20 protein-coding genes are annotated in these 22,763 nt (G+C 45.7%); 16 read left to right on the forward strand and 4 right to left on the reverse strand.

Translation table 11 applies throughout. From position 1 onward, the window contains the following. The first annotated feature begins 183 nt into the window (after positions 1-183). The 8 genes from AB3351_RS03630 to AB3351_RS03665 all read left to right on the forward strand — a co-directional run bounded on the left by AB3351_RS03630 (position 184) and on the right by AB3351_RS03665 (position 11,773). Positions 184-2,229 carry an S-layer homology domain-containing protein gene (locus AB3351_RS03630; RefSeq protein WP_371145769.1) on the forward strand — a complete coding sequence of 682 codons (2,046 nt, stop codon included), beginning with the start codon at positions 184-186 and terminating at the stop codon, positions 2,227-2,229. Between the two features lie 17 nt (positions 2,230-2,246). Then, on the forward strand, positions 2,247-3,101 hold the full coding sequence (locus AB3351_RS03635) for a GNAT family N-acetyltransferase (protein ID WP_371145770.1): 855 nt from the start codon (positions 2,247-2,249) through the stop codon (positions 3,099-3,101). 254 nt (positions 3,102-3,355) lie between these two features. Continuing rightward, the gene (locus tag AB3351_RS03640; RefSeq protein WP_371145771.1) at positions 3,356-4,129 is read left to right on the forward strand and encodes an IclR family transcriptional regulator; all 774 of its coding nucleotides are present in this window, start codon (positions 3,356-3,358) and stop codon (positions 4,127-4,129) included. 154 nt (positions 4,130-4,283) lie between these two features. Beyond that, the gene (locus tag AB3351_RS03645; protein WP_371145772.1) at positions 4,284-5,303 is read left to right on the forward strand and encodes a TAXI family TRAP transporter solute-binding subunit; all 1,020 of its coding nucleotides are present in this window, start codon (positions 4,284-4,286) and stop codon (positions 5,301-5,303) included. Positions 5,304-5,381: 78 nt separating this feature from the next. Beyond that, on the forward strand, positions 5,382-7,331 hold the full coding sequence (locus AB3351_RS03650; protein WP_371145773.1) for a TRAP transporter permease: 1,950 nt from the start codon (positions 5,382-5,384) through the stop codon (positions 7,329-7,331). A gap of 12 nt (positions 7,332-7,343) precedes the next feature. Then, positions 7,344-8,516, forward strand: coding sequence for an LL-diaminopimelate aminotransferase (locus tag AB3351_RS03655; RefSeq protein ID WP_371145774.1), 1,173 nt, complete (start codon positions 7,344-7,346; stop codon positions 8,514-8,516). Between the two features lie 23 nt (positions 8,517-8,539). Beyond that, positions 8,540-10,201 (forward strand): thiamine pyrophosphate-dependent enzyme, encoded by a 1,662-nt coding sequence (locus tag AB3351_RS03660; protein WP_371145775.1) that lies wholly within the window; start codon positions 8,540-8,542, stop codon positions 10,199-10,201. A 198-nt stretch (positions 10,202-10,399) separates the two neighbouring features. Continuing rightward, complete coding sequence (locus AB3351_RS03665) at positions 10,400-11,773, forward strand: vWA domain-containing protein (protein WP_371145776.1); 1,374 nt, start codon at positions 10,400-10,402, stop codon at positions 11,771-11,773. A 37-nt stretch (positions 11,774-11,810) separates the two neighbouring features. On the opposite strand, the gene AB3351_RS03670 is transcribed toward AB3351_RS03665, so the two are convergent. From AB3351_RS03670 to AB3351_RS03685, 4 genes are all read right to left on the reverse strand, one after another. Next, a complete protein-coding gene (locus AB3351_RS03670; RefSeq protein ID WP_371145777.1) occupies positions 11,811-12,527 on the reverse strand; it encodes a polysaccharide deacetylase family protein in 717 nt (238 codons plus the stop codon). A 219-nt stretch (positions 12,528-12,746) separates the two neighbouring features. Continuing rightward, the gene (locus AB3351_RS03675) at positions 12,747-13,547 is read right to left on the reverse strand and encodes an SDR family NAD(P)-dependent oxidoreductase (protein WP_371145778.1); all 801 of its coding nucleotides are present in this window, start codon (positions 13,545-13,547) and stop codon (positions 12,747-12,749) included. A 16-nt stretch (positions 13,548-13,563) separates the two neighbouring features. After that, entirely contained in the window at positions 13,564-14,013 is a 450-nt protein-coding gene (locus tag AB3351_RS03680) for a MarR family winged helix-turn-helix transcriptional regulator (RefSeq protein ID WP_371145779.1), read from the reverse strand. A gap of 35 nt (positions 14,014-14,048) precedes the next feature. After that, positions 14,049-14,798, reverse strand: coding sequence for an SDR family NAD(P)-dependent oxidoreductase (locus AB3351_RS03685; RefSeq protein WP_371145780.1), 750 nt, complete (start codon positions 14,796-14,798; stop codon positions 14,049-14,051). A 249-nt stretch (positions 14,799-15,047) separates the two neighbouring features. Between AB3351_RS03685 and AB3351_RS03690 the strand changes: the two genes are divergently transcribed. From AB3351_RS03690 to AB3351_RS03725, 8 genes are all read left to right on the forward strand, one after another. Next, entirely contained in the window at positions 15,048-15,251 is a 204-nt protein-coding gene (locus AB3351_RS03690; RefSeq protein ID WP_371145781.1) for a hypothetical protein, read from the forward strand. Between the two features lie 242 nt (positions 15,252-15,493). Further along, positions 15,494-15,847: a DMT family transporter gene (locus tag AB3351_RS03695; protein ID WP_371145782.1), complete on the forward strand. Its 354-nt coding sequence runs from the start codon at positions 15,494-15,496 to the stop codon at positions 15,845-15,847. Next, a complete protein-coding gene (locus AB3351_RS03700; protein WP_371146255.1) occupies positions 15,847-16,161 on the forward strand; it encodes a DMT family transporter in 315 nt (104 codons plus the stop codon). Before AB3351_RS03695 ends, AB3351_RS03700 begins: the two co-directional genes overlap by 1 nt. A 137-nt stretch (positions 16,162-16,298) precedes the next feature. Continuing rightward, the gene (locus AB3351_RS03705) at positions 16,299-17,084 is read left to right on the forward strand and encodes a DUF4240 domain-containing protein (protein WP_371145783.1); all 786 of its coding nucleotides are present in this window, start codon (positions 16,299-16,301) and stop codon (positions 17,082-17,084) included. Positions 17,085-17,141: 57 nt separating this feature from the next. Continuing rightward, entirely contained in the window at positions 17,142-18,635 is a 1,494-nt protein-coding gene (locus AB3351_RS03710) for a helix-turn-helix domain-containing protein (protein WP_371145784.1), read from the forward strand. Positions 18,636-18,793: 158 nt separating this feature from the next. Beyond that, positions 18,794-20,455, forward strand: a complete 1,662-nt coding sequence (hutU, locus tag AB3351_RS03715; RefSeq protein WP_371145785.1) for a urocanate hydratase — start codon at positions 18,794-18,796, stop codon at positions 20,453-20,455. Positions 20,456-20,465: 10 nt separating this feature from the next. Continuing rightward, positions 20,466-21,770 (forward strand): imidazolonepropionase, encoded by a 1,305-nt coding sequence (gene hutI / locus AB3351_RS03720; RefSeq protein ID WP_371145786.1) that lies wholly within the window; start codon positions 20,466-20,468, stop codon positions 21,768-21,770. Then, entirely contained in the window at positions 21,740-22,759 is a 1,020-nt protein-coding gene (locus tag AB3351_RS03725; protein WP_371145787.1) for an agmatinase family protein, read from the forward strand. The genes hutI and AB3351_RS03725 overlap by 31 nt, the downstream gene beginning before the upstream one ends. Positions 22,760-22,763 lie beyond the last annotated feature (4 nt).

A 22,763-nucleotide genomic window follows, 5' to 3' on the forward strand; every position in this document is an offset into this window, starting at 1 on the left:
CCTGATAACAAACGAAGGATAGTATGAAAAATTCTGTAGTTTGGATTACAGCTTCATCTATACATTCTTTTTATAATCAACATGTATATGTAAAACACGTGTTAGAGAATCGTTTAAGCGCTGTTAGTATTGAGTAACTACAGTGCTTAGTCTATTATAAGAAAATTACTGGGGGTATGGAGTTTGGCTAAGAAAAGTATTGTTAAGGTAGTAACGACTGCTGTGCTGCTCAGTTCGCTTTCACTTCCTGTACAGGCAGCGCCCTCTTTTGGAGACATCAACAACTCCTTTGCCAAAGAGGCCATTTTACAGCTTGTGAATCAAGGGATTGTCAGCGGAAAAGGGAACGGAAAATTTGATCCAACAGGCAACATTTCGCGCCAAGATTTCGCAATTATTCTTGCGAACGCGCTGAAACTTGATGTTTCCAGTACACCAGCGACGGCAACCTTCTCGGATATTCCAAAAGATCATTATGCCTTTGCCGCGGTAGAGGCAGCGGCAAAAGCCGGGCTGATCTATGGTACGGGGGGCGGGAAGTTCGGCAGCGGCGAAAACTTGAGCCGACAGGATATGGCAGTCATCTTTATACGCGCGTTAGGGATTGAGGTAGCTGGAAAAGGAGCGGACTTGAAATTTAGTGATGCGGCTTCCATTGCAAATTATGCAAAAGATGCGGTAGCCGCAGCGGTAGAACTGGGTCTTCTCGTTGGCAACAACAATGGTACCTTTAATCCAAGAGGTATTGCAACAAGGGAACAGGTCGCTGTGGTAGCAAGCAAATTCCTGTCAGAAGTACAAAAGGGACAACAACCATCTCCAACCAATCCGACGCAGCCAACACCAAGTGTACCAACACAACCTACTACGCCTGCCCCGACAACAGATCGAAGTGATCGTGGTGGCGGCGGTGGTGGCGGTGGCGGTGAAAGCAGCAAAGATCGCACGGCTCCAACCGTAACGCTCGTCTCCGCATCGCCTGTTGATATAGGCAGCAGCGTGATCGTGACAAGTAACGAGACGGGTACGGTATACCTTGTGCCAGCTTCTGAGAATCCGAGCAATAAAGAACGACTAGAGAGTCTTGTCTTAAGTAATCAAGCGAAAAAAGCCTCCGTGACGGCTGTACATACAAGCACGAGCCTCACAACAGAAGGATTATCCGCAGGCAATTATAAGGTCTATGCCGTCGATGCAAGTGGAAATGTATCCGTACCGTCATCCTCCATTGAGCTTCGGCTTCTTGAAACAGGCAAAGCATCTTTACTAAACAAAATTAGCGAGGCAACAAGCTTACAAGAGAACTCCCAGCTTGGAAATACTACGGGTAAATATCCGCAAAATGCGTTTGAGGCTTTAACGCAGGCTATCACGAATGCACAATCAATCGTAAATAATCAACAAGCGACATCGGACGAAGTAAACGCTGCAGCGGCTGCGTTACAGCAAGCTATCATCCAGTTCCAGCAATCTGTAATTGCACCATTGACCTTTGAATTACAGCCGAATGTTCGATTTGATGTAAACTCAAACAAACTAGGCCCAGCAGGTGATGTTCTTATCACCGATATTGTACCACCGATGTATCAATACAATAAACAGAATATCAAAAATCTTGTACAAATTAAACGTGGCACAGAAATAGAAAATATCAGATATAAGCCAGGCACCACTTCGTTCGAAGTAATAAACCCAAGTAATGAACCGGTAGCAGAGATTGCATTGGAATCAAGCACGGATCTTGTTACGTTGGCGCCGGCCCCTAATGGGGTCAATTTACATCCGCATGAGAACGTAGAAGAATCGACATCAGCAGCTATTACGTTTCATCTACAAGAAGATGGGCAGGAGGTTAGACAATTATCACTCCCAATTACCTTTGATCAAACCCCTCCGCAAATAACAGGAGGAAGCTATGCGAATAACACGTTTACATTGACGGCCAGTGAATCGATTACAGCCACACCATCCCAGATTCCACTGGTACAGATAGAAGGTTCGGTTACAGGGGATTTTACGGATACTATACTTCTATATAATGGAATGGATTACACGATAAATGTTCCAACACAGGATACGTTAACAATTAATCTTCTTGAATCCGGAAGGAATAAGGTGAGTGTTACGACAGGTAGTAAATTTAGAATTACAGTTAGTGGATATCGTGATTATGCAGATAATAGTATGGTGATCCCTACAATACAAATCATCTCCGTGGATCAGTATTAAGAAAAAGGTGAACCTAGTTGGTTACAATCATAAAGTTAGATACCATGTCTGTACCCGGATTTTTGCCTCAGGCTAAATTGCTGCTTGAACATCTATCATCCTCTTGCGTGGCGCTTGGAGCCGTTCGTTCTGGCAAACCGATTGGAGTTATTGTAGTGGAACTGCGGCCTCATTTTGAGGCCGCAAATCTTCTTTCTCTTTTTGTTATAGAAGAAGAGCGCAGGAAGGGGATCGGACAGAAATTAGTTCGTGATGCCGAAAAAATCCTTGAGAAAAACGGTTGTAAGAAGTTATATGTGGAATTTATTGGTGCGGCATCAGAACCAGAGGAAGGGTTATTCTTATCATCCTGTGGCTTTGATCTCACAACACCAGGTATATACATGTATAGCGGCCCCTTAAACAGTTATGAAAAGGAAAAGTGGTATGCTGTTACCAACCCTCACCAATCCTTCTCAGTTGAAAATTTCAAAAATATGTCAAAGGGCGAACGAGCGGTGATAGAGCGAGGCCGCGAAATCTGGTATCCTGACATTCTGTATCCGTTCTTTGAGGAAGAATCTATTGATCCAGATTTGAGCTTGCTTCTTCGTTATAAAAACAACATGATAGGCTGGATGATTATGGAGCCATTTGATGCAGATACAATACTGTTCAAATCCATGTTTATGAAAAAACCGCATCAAGGTATGGGGCGTGGGTTCTTATTGGCGATGGATGCGATACGTAATCTCTTACATCATTCTCATTATAAAAACGGGATTGTATTTATTGAATCCTCGAATAAAAGTATGATGAAACTCGCAAAGAAAAGACTTTTGCATCCTTCTATTCGTGAAGAAGTTTTATGGAGAACATATAAAGTTATATAGAGCAGGGACTACAGTGAACATTCGGCAGTTTTTATAATCGCTACTATTAATAGCCATTATTATGTCGTTCATGACGGTATAGCCATCATTACACGTTCACAATATAATAAGATGGGGGTGACTGATAAAAAGGTCATCCCTTTTTCTAGTATGAGTATGTTATCAGGAACTTCTTTTCATGCGTATCTGTTCCAAAAATAGTGTGATATATTTATATAATGAAATGGCATTTCATTATATAAAATGGGAGAGGGATGAATGTGAACCAGAGCGTAGTAAAGGCCCTAGGACTGCTAAATTTTTTCTCGGAGGAGCAAAGAGAGCTAACGCTTAGTGAATTATCCAATAAGGCAGATATGCCAAGGCCGACCGTGTACCGGCTTGCCACTTCATTAGAAATGTGCGGCTTTCTAAAAAAAACACGAAACTCCGATCAGGATGTACGGTACTCTCTCGGTTTGAAGCTTTTGGAGCTGGGGAGCATGGTTGCAGAACAACTGGAATTGCGAAAAGTAGCTCTCCCTTTTATGAGAAATTTATGCGATGAAACGAATGAGGTTGTTCATCTGGTAGTAAGGGACGGGGATGAAGCGGTATATGTAGAGAAGGTAGAAGGCAATCGGAGTATCCGTTTATATACAAGGGTTGGCAAGCGTTCGGAATTGTATGTTGGTTCAGGACCGAAACTTTTGCTTGCCTACTTGCCAAGTGAAGAACAAGAAAGCATTATCGAAAAAATGTCGTTCCAAGTCATTACGAAGAATACCATCACAGAAAAAAATAAACTGCGAAGTGAAATAGAGCGGATTGTGCAGGATGGCTATGCGATTAGTGAAGGAGAGCAGGACGATGAAACCATCGGCATTTCGTATCCTATTTTTGATTATACTCAAAAAATGGTAGCAGCCCTCGGTGTAAGCGGACCAAGTACACGAATATACGGAGAGCAGAAGAAGATGATTCAACAAAAGACAAAAGAGACAGCTCAGAAAATATCTAAGAATCTAGGTTATACAAAAGAGCGATAGAAAGGGAGAGAGGGCAATGTGCGTTGTCCTCAATTTTTTTGTTAAAAAAATTGAAATTATTAAATTTTTAGAATATAATTATTTATAATTGAAATAGCATTTCAATTATTGAAATGAAGAAAGAAAGTGATGTTGAAAACAAGGAGGGGTTTTTTTGCGAAAGAAAGGTAGATGGAATGCTTTTATCGCTTTATTTTTTGTTGTATTTTTTGTAAGCGCATGCAGTCAGCAAACGAGTGGAAGTGGAGGAGGAGTAAACATTGCCGTCGGCCCTCCGGCCAGTGAAACCCAATCCGTGGCTAAGAAAATTTTAGAAGCATATGGTGTGAAGGATGGAGACTATAAAGCGTTTCAAGAAGGGTTCGGCGATGCGTTAAATGGTGTTCAAGATGGTAACATTGCGATCTCTTTCGGTATTTTAGGTGTTCCGACCGGCTCGATTAATGAGCTCCAGGCTGCAGCTAAGGATGTTAAGATGCTGAGCTTGTCCGATGAAGCAATTGCCCATATTGAGAAAAATACCAGCTACAAAGCTTACACCATTCCCAAGGGCAGCTATGATTTTCTAGATAGTGACGTGAAGACGGTTACTGCCTATGCAATTTTAGTAGGGAATACGAATACAATTGATGAAAAAACAGGATACGAATTGACCAAATATATGTATGAGAAGGCAAGTGAGAATACACACGCACAGGCAAAAGAGATGACACTTAAAAATGCGCTGAATGGAAGCGAGGGCCTTCCGATTCATCCAGGAGCGAAGAAGTATTTTGAGGAGAAAGGGCTAAAGGTGACCAATCCTGTCGCTACGCTCGATATCAAATCCAAGGGGAAGCAGGAGTTGATTTTAGGAACGGGAAGTCAAGGGGGGACTTATTATCCGCTGGGCGGTGAGTTGGCGAACATATGGAAGAAGTATGCGAGTGTCAACATCACGAATACCGAGACAAGCGCATCGCTTGAAAATCTAGCAAACATACGCGAAGGCACAATGGATCTAGGGATGTCTGTCCATGTTCCTGCGCAAAATGCGATTGCCGGAAAAGAACAGTTTGAAGGTAATCAAATTAAAAACGTTGCTTTTATGGGTCATATCTATCCAGAAGTCATCCAAATAGTCACCCGCAAGTCGACAGGCATTAACAGTTTAGAAGATATCGTAAAAAAATAAGAACACCAAGATCTCGTGAAGAGTCTATAGCGGCTTTTCACGAGATACGTTTGATACGATAGATAGGTGGTGAAAGGGATGAAAAACGAGCAAATAACGGGACAAGCTTTGTTAGAAAAGTTCGATCGTGAGAGTATGTACCGACAAAAACTTGGGAAGTGGAAATGGGTCGTTGTGTTTCTGGCGGTATATCTTACGCTTTTTCACCTATATACAGGGTATTTTGGCGTGTTTCAGACGCAGATTCAAGGAGCGATTCACTTAGGAACCGCACTTGGCTTGATTTTTATTTTGTACCCATGGAAGAAAGGATTGCAGCATAGAGAAGGAGTACCCTGGTATGATATTTGTTTGGCCTTTGTGGCTATATTCGTAGGGTACTATAAGATTATGTTTTTTGATGAATTGCTGTTGGGCCGTATTACAGGCTACACTCCGTTTGCGATCTTCGTATCCATTATTGGAGTCGTACTTGTCTTGGAGGCGACACGCCGTTCGGTTGGTCTTCCGATCGTCATTGTAGCCTCGGTTGCTATTTTGTATGCCATGCTTGGACCTTATATTCCGACTAAGGTATTGTCTCATCCTGGCTTTTCATTTGAAAAGATTACGACAAGTCTGTGGTTCCGTGAAAGTGGCGTATTCGGAACGCCGCTACAGATTTCTGCCAAATTCATTTTCTTGTTTTTATTCTTTGGTGTCGTGCTTGTTCGGTCAGGGATCGGACAATATTTTAATGATCTTGCCTTTGCTGTAACAGGGAGGTTTACTGGCGGACCGGCCAAAGCGGCAGTTGTGTCCAGTGCTCTTCAGGGAATGATTTCAGGAAGTTCGGTAGCCAATACGGTTGCCTCAGGCTCGTTTACCATTCCGATGATGAAAAAGGCAGGTTTTAAACCGGAGTTTGCTGCTGCCGCAGAAGCCAGTTCATCTACGGGTGGGCAGCTTATGCCGCCGATCATGGGTGCTGCTGCATTTATTATGGTCGAATATATCGGGGTTACGTATGGAGAGATTATGCTCGCCGCAGCCATCCCTGCTGTTCTTTACTTTAGCGGCGTTTTTCTTGGGACACATTTTGAGGCAAAAAAACATGGCATTTATGGCATGCCAAAACACGAGCTTCCCAACATAAAAAGTCTGTTTTTACAAAAAGGATACATGCTGCTGCCGCTTGTGATTATTATTTACACACTCATGGCTGGTTTTACCGCCCAGCGTGCCGCGCTTTTAGGTATTGTTATTGCTTTTGTAATTAGCTTCATCCGTAAGGAAACAAGAATGTCATGGAGAGGAATTATTGAAACATTGGAGGAAGGTGCGCGTGTTGCTCTGCCGGTGATTGCAGCCGTCGCCTGCGCAGGAATGATTGCAGGCGTAGTGGGCTTAACCGGACTTGGCAGCAAATTTGCGGCAGGTATTATTGCGCTTTCTGGTGGTTTGCTGATTCTATCGTTACTCTTCACGATGGTTGCGTGTCTCATTCTGGGGATGGGTCTTCCAACTACTGCGAATTACATTGTTACGGCTAGTGTGGCGGCTCCGGTACTAATTAATGAATTTGGACTGGCGCCTATCGCGGTTCATATGTTTGTGTTCTATTTTGGTATTATCGCAGATATTACTCCACCGGTATGCCTTGCAGCTTATGCGGGAGCTGGTATTGCGAGAGCGAATCCTTTTAAAACAGGGGTAACAGCGACGAAATTGGCGGTAGCAGCGTTTATCATTCCGTATATGTTTGTATTAAATCCCATTCTTGTTCTTGTGGATTACACCTTTATTGGCCTGTTAGCGGCTGTAGGAACCGCACTCTTGGGAATGACAGGGGTTAGTACGGCTTTAATCGGATTCTTTATTCGTAGCTGCCTTTTATGGGAACGCATCATTTTATTTATAGCGGGCCTGCTGCTTATCTATCCAGATATGAAAACATCGCTCGCCGGATTTGCTTTGATGGCAATTATATGGTTTGGACAGCGCCGACGTCCGGCAGAAATCGTGAAGAGGGAACATAATCTTGCATAGGGAGAGACCATAATGTTTACAAAACCGAAGAGAGTGAGAGAGGTTCCTCCGTATATTTTTGAGACGATCAATCAAAAAAAGAAGCAGTTGATTGAGGCGGGTATAGATGTAATTGATTTAGGTATTGGTTGTCCTGATTTGCCGACCCCGCCCCACATTGTTACCCGTTTAATTGAAGAGATGGGCGATGACCGGAATTTTAAGTACAGCACCTACAGAGGATGTGATGAATTTCGGGAGGCGGTGGCCGCGTTCTATCGCAAACGGTTTGATAGCGTACTCGATCCGAAGACGGACGTGCTTACCCTTATCGGCTCGAAAGAGGGGCTCGGTCACTTAATTCCTGCTGTGATCGATCCAGGTGATATTGTCCTAATTCCGAATCCAGGATATCCGGTGTATGGGACGGCTGTTCATCTTAGCGGGGGGATTGTCTACGATATGCCGCTGCTAAAGGAAAATCAATTCCGTCCTGATTTTAGCTCCATCCCTTCCGAAGTTGCAGACAAGGCCAAGCTGATGATTCTTAATTATCCGGGGAATCCTACAGCCGCTACGGTGGATCTTTCATTTTTTGAGAGCGCTGTAGCATTTGCTAAAGAGAATGATATTATCATCGCCCATGATGCGGCTTATCAGATGGTTACATTCGATGGCTACAAAGCACCGAGCATATTGCAGGTAAAGGGAGCGATGGAAGTGGCGGTTGAGTTCGGTTCGCTCTCTAAAACGTACAATATGACGGGTTGGCGAATAGGGTATGCGGTTGGCAATAAAGACGTGCTTGATTCTTTATTGGTTGTAAAAAGCAATCTCGATACAGGCCAGTTTCTTCCGATTCAAAAAGCTGGCGCCACAGCTTTAACCTCTGAACAGCAGTGTGTAGAAGCTTACAACAGCATATATAAGGAGCGAATGGAGGCGGTGCTTGGGGCGCTTTGGAGCATCGGTATTGAGGCGGAGCCGCCAAGGGGAAGTTTTTTTATTTGGGCCGCGGTTCCTTCTGGATATGATTCTCAGAAATTTGCGGAAAGAATTCTTGAACAGGCAGGTGTCGTCGTTACGCCCGGTACAGCGTTCGGCAAATATGGAGAGGGGTATTTCCGTCTTTCGTTGTCCGTACCAACAGAGAAATTAAAAGAAGCAATGCATCGACTAAAGGCCAATATAGCGACCATTGTTTAATAAATAAAATAGGAGATGGTAGGATGACAGAGATGATGAACGGGGCAGAGGCAATTACAAAATGCATGGAGCTTGAAGGTGTGACTCATGCTTTTTGTGTTCCGGGAGAGAGCTACTTGCCTTTAATGGACAGCTTATATGCTTCCCCGGCTATTGAATTGATCTCAACACGTCATGAAGGCGGGGCGGCCTTTATGGCGGAAGCATATGGGAAGGCGACGCGAAAGACGGGAGTAGCAATGGCAACGAGAGCAGTAGGCGGAGCAAATCTTGCCATTGGCATTCATACCGCATATCAGGATTCGACACCGATGGTTGTTTTTCTCGGACAGGTTCATAGTAAGTTTCGTGGGCGGGAAGGTTTCCAGGAGGTCGATTTGGACCAATTCTTTGGTCATATCTCCAAATGGACGGTAGAAATCAAAGATGTAGAACGGATTCCTGAACTTGTACAGCGGGCGTTCCGCATTGCAAAGAGCGGACGGCCTGGCCCGGTGGTTGTCTCCCTCCCTGAAGATGTGCTAAAGGAGGAGGCTGAGATGCGCTTCGGTAATGTTATTCCGATTCCTGCACCTCGTCCCAATCATACGGAAATCGCCGCAGTTCAGGAGCTGCTCGTAAAAGCGGAGCGCCCATTGATTCTGGCTGGAGGTGGGGTGACAGCCGCCAATGGAGAAGACGCCCTGCTGAAGTTCGCAGAGACATTTGGCATTCCTGTAATGGCGTCCTTCCGTCGGCATGATGTGTTTCCAAATCAGCACGTACTCTATGTAGGTCACTCTGGATTAGGCACGTTTGCTCCGATTCTTGATACGATGCGGAAGGCGGATGTCGTGCTGGCGATTGGTACTCGCCTATCGGAAGTAACAACACAGGATTATTGTATTTTTAAGCACAATCCTAAGATTATTCACATTGATATTGATTTTGATACGATTGGCAAGGTATACAGCCCCGAAGTAGGGATTGTAGCTGATGCGAAGGAAGCGCTTGGAGCGCTGCTTGAGATGAAGCTAAAATGTACGTGGGAGGCCTGGGCAAAAGAGAGACGGCAAGTATATGAGCGTGCGGGGGATGCAATCCAGAAAGAAGAAGACGCTCCGATTCATAACAGAGATATTATTGAGACATTGATGAAGGTGCTGCCTAAGGATGCAATTATTACAAATGATGCGGGGAATTTTGCCGGGTGGCTGCATAATTTCTATTCCTTCCAACAGCCTAAGACATATATTGGCCCGACTTCTGGTGCGATGGGATATGGACTGCCTGCAGCGATTGGCGCAAAGCTGGCGCGACCTGAGAAAGTGGTCGTCTCGCTATCTGGAGACGGAGGCTTTATGATGACAGTTCAGGAGTTAGAGACTGCTGCGCGTTATCACATCCCTGTGATTGCTCTTGTCTTTAACAATTGCATGTACGGCACAATTCGCATGCATCAGGAAATGCATTTTCCTGAACGGGTCGTTGGCACGTCTTTAAATTCGGTTGACTTTGCAAAGCTGGCCTCTGTATTGCAGATTGAGAGTTTCCGTATAACCGAGCAGTATGAATTCGAGGAAGCTTTGCACAAAGCGTTGCAGGCAAAAGGCCCTGTTGTGATTGAGATTATGACGAATCCTGAACAGATTTCTGTGCAGTCCACCATTACCTCCATTCGAGAGGGTGCAAGGCAAAAACGGTAAGACGCATACTGTGACAGCATATCCCGGCGATGTAGAGGTAAACTCGAGCCGGGATTTTGTTATGAATGAAAAAAAGTAAGATAGAGGATCGGGATACAAAGTCCTGAAAATAAGTGGGTAAAATAGACCGTACCAACTATTTAGAAGGAATATGAAATTATGTTAATGTTTATGAAAAAGGGAGAAGGAGGATACATAGTGAAAAAGCGGTACGCGATAATGGCAGTCTGTCTGCTGCTTTTTTTGGGGGCAGGATGCAGTACAACGGAGGCAGAGCCGCCGCAAGCAGCGGAAAAAGTGAAGGAAACGGAAACAAAAGATCAGGGCATGGCTGCTTCTGTTACAGCGCAGGCAGAAGAACCGCTGCCGGAACTTGCCCGCCCGCTAACAGAAGTAGAAAAAATGATGATGAAACCGCCGGGCAAGTATGGCGGAGATCGATACGATGCGACAAAGGTCAGGGAGGAGTTGGATAAGCTGCCCGCTGACTTGACTACAGAAGAGTATTTTCAGGCGCTGATTGGCCTAATGACGGAAGACTACCGTCCGTATGTGACATCATTTGTGAATTTTGATGCAACCGTGGAAGTGAATCATGAAAAGCCGACCGAAAACATCAGGCTTCCCGAGGGGAAAAAAATACATTTTTCAATTTTGCTTGATGCGAGTGGAAGCATGAAAGCGAAAGCGGGCAGCCAGACAAAAATGGATGCCGCCAAAGAATCCATCCGTGATTTCGTATCACAGCTGCCGGAGAATGCATCTGTCTCCCTTCGCATCTATGGACACAAGGGCAGCGGCAGTGACCAGGATAAAGCGGTTTCCTGCGGAAGTACAGAAGAAGTATATCAGGGAGTGGGCTATCAGGCTTCCGAGCTTGATACGGCGCTTAGCAAAGTGCAGCCTGCTGGATGGACGCCAATCGCCCGCGCGCTGCAGGCTGTACATGAGGATGTTCCAAAGGATGCGACAGAAACGGTGGTATACGTGGTCAGCGACGGCATTGAAACGTGCGGTGGCGATCCTGTGCAGGCAGCCAAGAAGCTTCAGGAGTCAAATGTGAAGACCGTTGTAAACATTATCGGTTTTGATGTTGATAATAAGGGACAGGAGATGCTGAAGCAGGTAGCGGCGGCAGGGAATGGAAAGTTTATCTATGCACACGATGACCGGGAATTAAAGAAGGTATGGCGCCAAGAGTATGATAAATTAAAGCGTGATTGGTATTCGTGGAAGGAAAAAGGGAAAAAGGAAGCAATGAGTAAAAAAGAGGAAAAGAAGAAGCTGGCACAGACTACGAAAGAAGAGATCAAATTTTTGGTAGAAAGAGAAAAACAGCATTTGTTGAATGCTCATGAGTATATAAAAGGAAAATACGACGTGAATCATCCAATCAGGGGAACATACAATCTAATCATTGACCGCAAGCAGACCATTTACAATTATGCGGTGGATACAGGCAACGCTTTATGGAATGAGGCGGTACATAACGGAAATGCTGAATGGAACCGGATTGTGGATGAAGGAAACAGTGGAGCGCAGGATGCAATCAAAAAAAGAGACAGCCAATAGCTGATATGGCACGATAACAGAGGCAGATTTACCTCTGTCATTGTGCCTTTTCCTTTGTACTTTGGTGGAGCAACTCAGACAGGGTGACAAACCGGTAGCCTTCCTTGGACAATATACTTAGTGCTCTATCTAGTGCCTTTACTGTTTGTGTTCGATTGACTCCGGAATCATGGAGCAATACAATTTGACCAGGCTTTGCATGCTGTGTTATCTGACGAACCATCTTCTCCACCCCAGGATTGGACCAATCTTTTGTATCCTGGTGCCTAGACCAGATTACAACGGTATGGTTTTTCTTTTTGGCGGCCTTGAATACATTTTCATTTTGTATACCGCCGGGAGGACGGAAGAAGACGGGATGTTCTCCGGTTAAGGAGCGAATCACCTCATCTGTCTTCTGAATTTCCTTTTCAAGCTGGGATGAAGTAATCTTTCGCATGGAGGGATGGGAATACGTATGGTTTCCGATCTCATGTCCTTGCCTGTTCATGTCTTTAATGACGGATGCGAAGCGCTCAGCACGCTCTCCTGTCACAAAAAAGGTGGCCTTGGCGTGATGCTTGTTGAGCACCTTTAATGCTTTTCGTGTATATACAGGGTGAGGACCATCGTCAAATGTAAAAGCCATTACTTTTTCTGATGTTTTTACTTGATACACAGCTTCTTTTTCCGGCCTGATTGCCGCAGAATGAGCAAGCATGGATGGGGTGAGTAAGATGAACATTAAAAACACGATAACAATGGTTTTTTTCATAAACAGTATCATTCCAATACAGTAAAAGTTCAGTTGTGCTGTATCGTTAGCGTTCCCGAATGTGCTTGCTTTTACTATGTAATTTTTGCTCCATCGTCATGCTTTTTAGCGGGGGAGAAGCATCGAGCATGTGAGCGGTGGAGCCAGATGAAGATATAAGAAATAAGAAGCAGCTCCGATGATGAACTCACCGAAGCTGCTTCTGTATGTGATCTGAGATTATTTTTGGTTCATGAGGTTTGTAAAGTCCGGAACCGTCGGGCTTGGAACGTAGTGGCCGCCCTCCACCTGAATGGTTTGGCCTGTGATAAACTTAGCTTCATCAGAAGCTAGGAAAAGCACTGTATACCCAATATCTTCTGCTTCGCCATGATACGGAAGGCAGTTGTATTTCTCGAAGAGATCCAACACATCCGGCGGCAAATTATTTTTTGCTGCTGGTGTCAAAATCAGCCCCGGTGCAACCGCGTTGCAGCGTATTTTGTGTTTTCCGTATTGGGTTGCGATATATTTGGTTACATTCACTACCGCCGCTTTTGAGGCGCCATACGCTGTACGGATGCTATCTCCTGCAAATGCCGCCATGGATGCTGTATTAATGATCGAGCCGCCGCCTGCTTCAATCATATGAGGAATCGCATATTTGCACCCAACAATGATGCTTCGTACGTTCACATTCATCAGGCGATCCCACTCATCCAGGTCAAGATTAACAACGTCCAGATCTTTCTTTAAGTTGGTCAATCCAACATTGTTGTATAGAATGTGCAGCGCCCCAAAAGCATCCACTGTTTGTTGGATGACCTGCTTAATGGACTCTTCTTTGCTCGCATCCAAAAATAAGGCAAGCGCTTGTCCGCCTTGTGCTTCAATGGCTTTGGCGGCCTGATCTGCCCCGTCCTTATTGAAGTCGGCAATGACAACCTTTGCGCCTTCTTTTGCCAGCAGTTGTGCGGTAGCCAGTCCGATTCCAGAAGCGCCCCCTGTGATCATAGCTACTTTTCCTTGTACCCGTCCCATGCCAATCTCTCCTTGCTTACGTGAATTGGGCGATAAGTTTCTGATAAATTTGCAGCAGCTGCTTTTGTTCCGATTTGCTGATCGCTTGAAAGATTTCCAATTGTATTTCGTTGCTTGCTTCAATGGCCTTATCCAATATTTTTCTGCCTTCATCCGTGATTACTAGATAAACCACGCGTCGGTCATCGGTGTTGAATTCACGTACGACATAGCTTTTCTTAATCAATTTATCAGCAATATTGGTAATGGCGCCAGGCGTAAGCCCCAGTTTATTTGCTAATTCTGATTGCTTAAGCCGTCCATGATGCTTTAATTTCGACAGAACGATAAGGGGAGAGATGCCAATTTCCTGATTAAACGCTTTTGTCCACTTAATTGCAGCATGATTTGTGAAAATTTGCATGGTATGCAACAAATGAAAAATATCCGTATTGTCCATCTCCAGATCTTTTGTCTGTACTGCCATAACATCCATCTCCCATACTATATTCGTTCTCTCGATTATCTCAGCTTCAGTGTACCTCCGTCCACCATAATTGTTTGGCCGGTGATATAGTCTGCATCTTCACTCGCAAGGAACACAGCTACACGGCCGATATCTTTTTCGCAATCGCCCAATCTTCTGAGCGGGATTTTTTGTACCATGGCTTCGTATTCTGCAGGCATGTTTTCTTTCCATGCGGCTACTCCAGGTGACTCTGCAATTGGACTGATGCAGTTCACATTAATTTGGTATGGACCCCACTCATTAGCAGTAGTTCTTGAGATGCCGCGAATCGCTTCTTTAGCCGCAGCATAGGATGCCTGCAGAGGCATGCCATCAATACCGGCTCCCGAAGCAAAGTTGATGACACTTCCTTTTGTTTCTTTTAAGTAAGGGAAGCACGCCTGCATGAAATGGAAAGTTGGATAGAATCCGGTATTAAAGGACAGGTCCAAATGCTCCTGTGTCGTCTCCATGAAAGAAACTTGACGGGAGGCATGTGCATTATTGACCATGACATCGATCCGTCCGAATTTATCCACCGTGTCTTTTACGACTTTTGTGATCTTGTTTTTATCTGAAATGTCAGCTTGAATAAACATAGCGTCGTTGTATTGCTGCAGCTCTTGTTCTGTTTTTTTACCGTTTTCTTCATTTAAATCTACAATAACAACCTTAGCTCCCTCTTTTGCCATCGCCAGGGCAATGCCTCGGCCGATTCCGGATGCTCCTCCTGTAATAATGGCAACCTTTTCTTGCAGTCTCATTTACAACACTCCTATCTTTTTATTATAGAAATAAATAATTTAACTATATATATTTTAGTAATATATATTTTAATACTAAAATAAATGTTGCTAAAATACAATCGGAATTTGTGATCAAATTTTTCCATCATTATACAACTGAGGTACCCGTCGCTAACAAAGGACTTCTAGGTAGAAGGTCCATCATGACGCAAGCAGAATACCCAATATGTTTTCCTTGAATACGTATTGAGATGGGGGAGGCGGTAGATGATGAACGATCGGCCAGGTAATGTGATCAAGCTGTCGGAAAAGGAAAAGCTGGGTCGTTGGATGAGCAAAATTGAACGCTATATGGTACTGTATGTACCACAGAAAGACCGGGAGCGTATGTCCGACGATAAAAGAGAAAAGCTCAATATTCATTGTGTGCTTCCGAGAAGTTTTCATACCTGCAAACGCTTTTCTAGCTAAGTTGTTCTATTTTCCAGCCCTATTACTGAGCGGGGTATGTCGATTCGCCTCGTTCTTTTTTAGTTCGATTATCATTGACAAAAGATTAAACAACCAATAAAATGAATGATAGTCAGTCATGAGGCGGTTTTGATGGCATAAAACGAACCCTTCTCCCGAAGAAAATGACTGTCGTTCAGTCATTTGGCTGCTGATAAGGTGAGTAAAAAGATGATGAAAGGGAACGGAAATGGTGAACTATTATGAATAAAGATTGGATGTACGTTGCTTTAACCTGTTTATTTGAATTGCTGTGGGTATATGGCTTTAATGTTGCGACAACTTGGTGGCATTGGGGAATATTGATCGTTATTATTCTCGCAGATTTTTACTTTCTGTCCAAGGCGTGCGAAAACCTGCAAACGGGAACCGTGTATGCGATATTTGCCGGCGTGGGCACGGTTGGAGCCGCGCTGATGGATGTATTTATTTTGGGCGGAAACTTCAGCTTGGTAAAGGGAATCTTTATGGTCATTCTTGTTGCCGGCGTCATTGGCTTGAAGTTGGCTGATAATCAAAAAAATAAAGAAAAGAATCAGGAAGGGGTGTATCAATGATGGGCTGGTTTCTTGTATTGGCAGCCGCGATATGTGAAATTGCCGGCGTGATCGGGTTGAAGATGTTCAGCCAAACGAAAACAGTAAGAAATATGGCGCTGTACGTAGGCGGCTTTGGCCTGTCCTTTGCGCTTCTTTATGCTTCCTTCGCTTATCTGCAATTAAGCGTTGCCTATGCCGTATGGATTGGGGCCGGAACCGTTGGTGCTGTATTGGTGAATATGATTTTCTTTGGCGAATCTCGAAGCACAGCACGTATGGTAAGTATTTTTGCCATTATTATCGGTGTCGTAGGATTAAAGGCGGTCTCATAATCAATGTTTTTTGTTCAGGGATTTTACACGTCGCTCGCAAAGAAGGTAGAATAGCAGAGAGAATAGCAATCGAGTGTGATCCGGCGTCGCCGCCAAACCATAGATTATGAAGTTGTTAATAAACATGGGGTGTGAGAATGAAAAAACTGCTGGTGTATCAGGGTGAAACGTCAAACAAGTTTTGGCTGATGGAGGTATATGGGACTTCGTATCTCCTCACCTATGGAAAAGTCGGGACAAAAGGGGCGAGTAAAGCAGCCGTTTTTGCATCGGAGGAGACATGCCAACGAGAAGCGGAGAAGCTGATCGCTTCCAAGCTGAGAAAAGGATACAATGAGGCAGAAAGCGAAGCGGGCATTGTTCGTATGGAAGCCATGTCGGAAGAGAGATTCTGGGACATTATCGAAAAGGCGCACCGCAAGTCAAGTGACGGTGAGGAGCAGGCCGAATACGTAATGGAAGCGCTGATGAAGATGTCGATTAAGGAAATTCTTGAATTTGATGCGATATTTAATCGCCTTTATATGGGATCGTATACGTCCGATCTATGGGCGGCCGCCTATATTATACTCGGCGGCTGCTCTGACGATCTGTTTGATTATTTCCGGGCATGGCTGATCTCACAGGGCAGAGATGTATGGAGCCGGGTGTTGGAGAATCCGGAAAATCTGATCTCGATTATAGAAGAGCTGCCGGAAGACCATTATCCGGAAAATGAAGAGATGATCAGCGCAGCCTGTGTCGCCTTCGAAGAAAAGACAGGGCATACGGACGACGACTACTATCAGTTATTTGAGGAATATACGCACGGTGCATATACCTACCCTGAGATTGTTTTTGACTGGGAGCAAGAGGACGATAGCCTCAAAAGCAAGTTTCCAGCATTGTGGGAACGATTTGGTGAAAACTCAATGTCTGTATAATCGATAGAAAGAGCCTGTTCGTGTCGGGAACAGGCTTCTTTATTGGAGGAGTGGCATATGGCAAAGCTGTTAATTGCCGATCGAGATCATAATGAACGAACAGGAATGGGATGGCTAGTCAATTCGTACGGCATCCCGTTCGAGCAGGTATTGATGGCTGGAACTATGCTTGAAGTATTTCAGATTCTAGAATCAAACATGCCGGATGTGATCTGTATCGAGCTTGATATGATTCCAAGAGATGCATGGGATGATTTCAAAGAACGCATTCGCCAGTTTAGGCATACGATTATAGTTACAACAGCGGAGGCTACGTTTGAGCGGGCGATGCAGGGGATTGAACTGCATGCCTATGACCTATGGGTGAAGCCGCATTCCCCGGACAGCATTCGACGCGTGCTAGCACGATGCTGTAAGGTTGCCTCCTCTCCTCAGCAGGGGCTTGAGATTATAGAAAATGGCGTCGCGTCCTCTGCACCTTCCTACCATTCGCTGTTTTTGCCCCAGAAGTCGACAGCAGATCACTGCTGGCTGCTGCTTCTACAGCTAGAAGAGACTGAGGCTCAGCCGCGATTGCTTAGTTTTTTGCAGCATTATCCATTTTATACTCCTCCGGTGCTATTGCCGCTCAGTGATATGATCGTCTCGATTTTTACTCGTGAGCCGCAGCATTCCCTGCTGTCCCTAAAAAAAATGGGCAATCGCCTGCTGCAGGATTGGGAGGAGAAACATATGCAGCCACTGTCGCTTGTCATCTATGATACGAATGATGCGTCACTTTCCTTACGTCAGAAATACCAATACGCCAGGCAGGCGCTTGATATTCGTTTTTTCAAAGGGTATCGGCAAGTTTCTGTTATTGAGGATCAGATGGACTGGCAGATTATTGATCCATTCTTAACCCCAGCCGAACAAAGAGAATGGATCGATATGTTGGGTGAGGCTGACCGAGAGAAGCTGAAGCAGTGGATGTACAAGGAGTTTTTGCATAAGGAAGAGCCGTATCCGGAGCCGGGGCTTCTGCGGACGCGGCTAACCAGTATTCTCGCGCAGGTTCGGCGTTTTATGAAGTCGTATTACTTAGATCAGGGCAGGCTTGAGGAGCGATATCATCAAGTATTTGAAATTATTCTTTATACCCCGATTCTATACCGCATTGTGCAGGAATTTCTATTGTTTTTATATGAAGTATTAGATACGGCAAATAACCGGCAAGATCATTCGCGTGCGGATTTGATTGAACAGGCGCTTCGCTATATTGAAGAGAATTATCATAACCCCCATCTGCGGCTTGAAGATGTGGCGGCGTATGTTGATCGCAGTCCGGCCTATTTTAGCTCTCTTCTAACAAAAAGGCATGGACATTCCTTTCGTCAGCTTTTGGCATCGGTTCGGATTAAGGAAGCCCAGCGGCTGCTTTTGGACACCAAGATGACTGTCCAGGAGGTTTCAGAAAAGACCGGATTTATCAATGCGAACTATTTTAGCAAGATATTCAAAGAAAAAACGGGTTGTACCCCTCGAATATTTAGAGATCGAAAGAAAGTATAAAAATATAAAAAAAATATACTTTCTAAATGGAAGCGCTATCAAAGCGCTTTTTTTGTCTAAAAAAATGTGAAGAATTCGAAAAACTCCCCCCTATTTTTATCTTCTGTATTTTTTTACACTTTGTGTAGATAAAAAACTCATAAGTGGGTGAAAAAATAATGACAAAGCAAACGGGAAGAATGATTGAACATTATACAGGCTCACAGCTTCACACAAAAGGATGGATTCAGGAGGCCGCATTGCGCATGCTGCTGAATAATCTGCATGAGGATGTGGCGGAGCATCCGCAGAATCTGGTCGTATATGGGGGCATTGGTAAAGCAGCTCGCAACTGGGAGTGCTTCGATGCTATTGTTGAGACGTTGAAAAACCTGGAGAATGATGAAACGCTTTTGATTCAATCCGGAAAGCCGGTCGCTGTATTTAAATCCCATACGGATGCACCACGTGTGTTAATTGCCAACTCCAATCTTGTGCCTGCATGGGCGAACTGGGATCACTTCCATGAGCTGGACAAAAAAGGGTTGATGATGTATGGACAAATGACGGCGGGAAGCTGGATTTATATCGGCAGCCAGGGCATTGTCCAAGGAACATATGAGACATTTGCAGAATGCGGTCGTCAACATTTCAACGGAACGCTGGAAGGAACGATCACCGTCACGGCAGGTCTTGGCGGCATGGGTGGCGCACAGCCGCTTGCGGTTTCCTTATGCGGCGGGGTCAGCATTAACATCGAAGTGGACCCGACGCGCATTCAGCGCAGGCTCGATACGCGCTACCTTGATGTCATGACAGAGGATCTTGACGAAGCGATTGCGATGGCACTGAAGGCCAAAGAAGAGAAGAAAGGTATCTCTATCGGTTTGCTTGGCCATGCAGAAGATGTGCTCAACCGCATGCTTGCCAAAGGTTTCATCCCGGATGTGCTGACTGATCAGACATCGGCGCATGACCCGCTGAACGGGTATGTTCCGACGGGAATGAGCTTAGAAGCAGCAGCAGCGCTTCGCAACCAGGACCCGAAAGCGTATGAAGCACAGTCCAAAGCAAGCATTGCCGGTCATGTACGTGCCATGCTGAACATGCAGGAGCAGGGTGCCGTTACATTCGATTACGGCAACAACATTCGTCAGGTAGCCAAAAACGAAGGGGTAGAGAACGCGTTCAATTTCCCCGGTTTTGTGCCGGCATACATTCGTCCACAGTTCTGCGAAGGAAAAGGGCCTTTCCGCTGGGTAGCGCTTTCGGGTGATCCGGAGGATATCTATAAAACAGATGAAGTCATTCTACGCGAATTCAGCTACAACACCCATCTGTGCAATTGGATCAAGATGGCGCGGGAACGCATTCAATTTCAGGGATTGCCGGCTCGTATCTGCTGGTTAGGTTATGGGGAGCGTGCGAAGTTCGGCAGAATTATTAACGAGATGGTAGCATCCGGTGAATTGAAGGCACCTATTGTCATTGGACGTGATCATCTGGATTCTGGTTCGGTTGCATCGCCAAATCGAGAGACGGAAGCGATGCAGGATGGAAGCGATGCGGTATCGGATTGGCCGATTCTTAATGCGCTCATCAACGGTGTCGGTGGGGCTAGTTGGGTATCTGTCCACCATGGCGGCGGCGTTGGCATGGGATATTCCCTGCATGCCGGAATGGTCATTGTAGCAGACGGAACACCGGAAGCCGCGAAGCGTCTGGAGCGCGTTCTTACAACAGATCCGGGCATGGGCGTGGTGCGCCACGCAGACGCAGGCTACGACCTTGCGATTCAGACAGCAAAAGAAAAGGGCATCCATATCCCGATGCTGAAGTAGGAGGCTGATTATGAATAAGAAACCAGTATGTATCCGCAACGCCAGCCAACTCGTTACGCTCGCAGGCAGCTCTGATGCACCGTTAACCGGAAAAAAAATGAACGAGTTGCACATCATTGAAAGCGGCAGTCTCTGGATCGAAAACGGAATCATTGCGCATGTCGGAAAAGATGAAGAGGTAGCCCAACGATATAAAGAACGGCTTGCAGAAGCAGAGATCATTGATGCAACCAATAAGCTTGTCACACCCGGTCTCGTAGACCCGCATACCCATCTTGTGTATGCGGGCAGCCGTGAGAACGAATTCAATATGCGGCTTCAAGGCGCTACGTATATGGAGATTATGAATAACGGTGGCGGCATCCATGCCACTACCTCCGCGACGAAAGAAGCAAGCCACGAAGTGCTATTTGAAGAAGGACGAAAGCGCCTGGATCAATTTTTGCTTCATGGGGTTACGACGATTGAAGCGAAGAGTGGTTACGGTCTAACGCTTGAGGCCGAAATCAAGCAGTTGGAAGTGGCGGGCCAACTTCATACACAACATCCGATTGATATTGTTCGGACATTTATGGGGGCTCACGCGGTACCTGCGGAATATAAAGCCGATCCGGATGCATTTGTTGACGTAGTGATCCAGGAGATGATTCCTGAGGTGGCGCGTCGAGGACTTGCTGAGTTTAATGACGTATTCTGTGAGCGGGGAGTATTCACACCGGAACAATCCAAGCGTATTCTAGAAGCCGGATTGGAGTATGGTCTGCTGCCAAAAATTCATGCCGATGAAATCGAACCGTATGAAGGAGCAGAACTAGCGGCTTCGATTGGCGCAGTATCGGCTGACCATCTGCTGCGCGCATCGGATAAAGGCATTGCCATGATGGCGGAAGCGGGTGTCATCGCGGTACTGCTGCCGGGTACAGCTTTCTTCCTGATGGCAGAATCGGCAAACGGCCGCAAAATGATTGATGCAGGTGTGCCGGTGGCGCTATCCACGGACTGTAATCCGGGTTCTTCGCCGACCGTATCGGTACCGCTGATTATGAATCTTGGCTGCCTGAAGATGGGTATGACGCCGTCAGAGGTGCTGGTTGCGGCCACCATCAATGCCGCGCACGCAATTAAACGCGGCAAAGAAATCGGCAGTCTGGAAAAAGGAAAAAAGGCAGATGTGACGATTTTCGATGTGCCGAATTATATGCAGCTTCAATATCGCTATGGTGTTAATCATGCGCATACGGTACTCAAAGAAGGCATAACTGTCGTAGATGGGGGGAGAGTAGTGTGCAGCACAGCTACCCGTATCCCCAACTAAAGCCCCCGACATTTTCCTGGGATCAGAGTATGCGAAGCGAAGAGCCGAAAGTTCATGAATGGATTGAAACCATTCGTTCCGAGGGGGGAGAAGAGATGCCTTGGGACTGCTATGATGCGGTCATCCTCGGCGTCCCCCTATCCCGCTCTTCGATTTCAGCATCTGCAGCCAGTGAAAATCCGGATGCTATGCGACGTGCGTGGAAGTATTTTACCACCTACAATCTGGATCATGATGAAGATTTATCCGACCTGCGTATCGTCGACCTAGGCGATGTTCGTCAGCATGTAACGAGTATTGAGACATGTCATACGAATATTCGACAGGCGATGGCCAGCATGCGAACCTATCATCCACATGCCCTGCCTATTACAATGGGCGGCGACCATTCCATTACAGCAATGCTCGTAAAAGGATGGAAGGATGTACATCGTGATGAGCGGGTAGGTATTCTGCAGTTGGATACGCACTTTGATCTGCGAGATCTATCCGATAACGGGCCGAGCAACGGTACACCAATCCGCAATTTGATTGAAAGCGGGGTAATCAAAGGAGAGGATGTGCACAATATCGGCCTGCATGGTTTCTTTAATGCTCGCTCCTTGAAAGTGTATGCCGATGAGGTCAAGTTAAATTATACGACGCTGACCCAGGCTCGCAAAAAAGGGGTGGAAGCGACCGTACGCGAGGCGATTGCAGCGTTGAGCGCTAAAGTGGATACGATTTATCTAACCGTTGATATGGATGTTCTTGACAGCAGCTACGGTCCGGGCGTGCCGGCATCTACACCGGGCGGCATGCGCAGTGACGAGTTGTTTGATGCTGTATACACAGCGGGAACGCATCCAAAGGTGAAAGCGATGGACATTGTATGCCTCGATCCATATAAAGACAGGGGGGAAGCAACGGTAAAAACGGCCGTTCATGTGATGCTCTCCTTCTTGACCGGTTTTGCGCAGCGGAAACGTACACAGCTTCGCAGCGAATAAGGGG

The organism is Aneurinibacillus sp. REN35 (assembly GCF_041379945.2).
Lineage (GTDB): Bacteria > Bacillota > Bacilli > Aneurinibacillales > Aneurinibacillaceae > Aneurinibacillus.

Bases quoted from the DNA above. Each gene is read 5' to 3' on its own strand.
- AB3351_RS03685 (WP_371145780.1), bottom strand. From the start codon at position 14,798: ATGAGACTGCAAGAAAAGGTTGCCATTATTACAGGAGGAGCATCCGGA.
- AB3351_RS03710 (WP_371145784.1), top strand. From the start codon at position 17,142: ATGGCAAAGCTGTTAATTGCCGATCGAGATCATAATGAACGAACAGGA.
- AB3351_RS03690 (WP_371145781.1), top strand. From the start codon at position 15,048: ATGATGAACGATCGGCCAGGTAATGTGATCAAGCTGTCGGAAAAGGAA.
- AB3351_RS03640 (WP_371145771.1), top strand. From the start codon at position 3,356: ATGAATGTGAACCAGAGCGTAGTAAAGGCCCTAGGACTGCTAAATTTT.
- AB3351_RS03675 (WP_371145778.1), bottom strand. From the start codon at position 13,547: ATGGGACGGGTACAAGGAAAAGTAGCTATGATCACAGGGGGCGCTTCT.
- AB3351_RS03670 (WP_371145777.1), bottom strand. From the start codon at position 12,527: ATGAAAAAAACCATTGTTATCGTGTTTTTAATGTTCATCTTACTCACC.
- AB3351_RS03705 (WP_371145783.1), top strand. From the start codon at position 16,299: ATGAAAAAACTGCTGGTGTATCAGGGTGAAACGTCAAACAAGTTTTGG.
- AB3351_RS03660 (WP_371145775.1), top strand. From the start codon at position 8,540: ATGACAGAGATGATGAACGGGGCAGAGGCAATTACAAAATGCATGGAG.
- AB3351_RS03650 (WP_371145773.1), top strand. From the start codon at position 5,382: ATGAAAAACGAGCAAATAACGGGACAAGCTTTGTTAGAAAAGTTCGAT.
- AB3351_RS03695 (WP_371145782.1), top strand. From the start codon at position 15,494: ATGAATAAAGATTGGATGTACGTTGCTTTAACCTGTTTATTTGAATTG.
- hutU (WP_371145785.1), top strand. From the start codon at position 18,794: ATGACAAAGCAAACGGGAAGAATGATTGAACATTATACAGGCTCACAG.
- hutI (WP_371145786.1), top strand. From the start codon at position 20,466: ATGAATAAGAAACCAGTATGTATCCGCAACGCCAGCCAACTCGTTACG.
- AB3351_RS03655 (WP_371145774.1), top strand. From the start codon at position 7,344: ATGTTTACAAAACCGAAGAGAGTGAGAGAGGTTCCTCCGTATATTTTT.
- AB3351_RS03700 (WP_371146255.1), top strand. From the start codon at position 15,847: ATGGGCTGGTTTCTTGTATTGGCAGCCGCGATATGTGAAATTGCCGGC.
- AB3351_RS03680 (WP_371145779.1), bottom strand. From the start codon at position 14,013: ATGGCAGTACAGACAAAAGATCTGGAGATGGACAATACGGATATTTTT.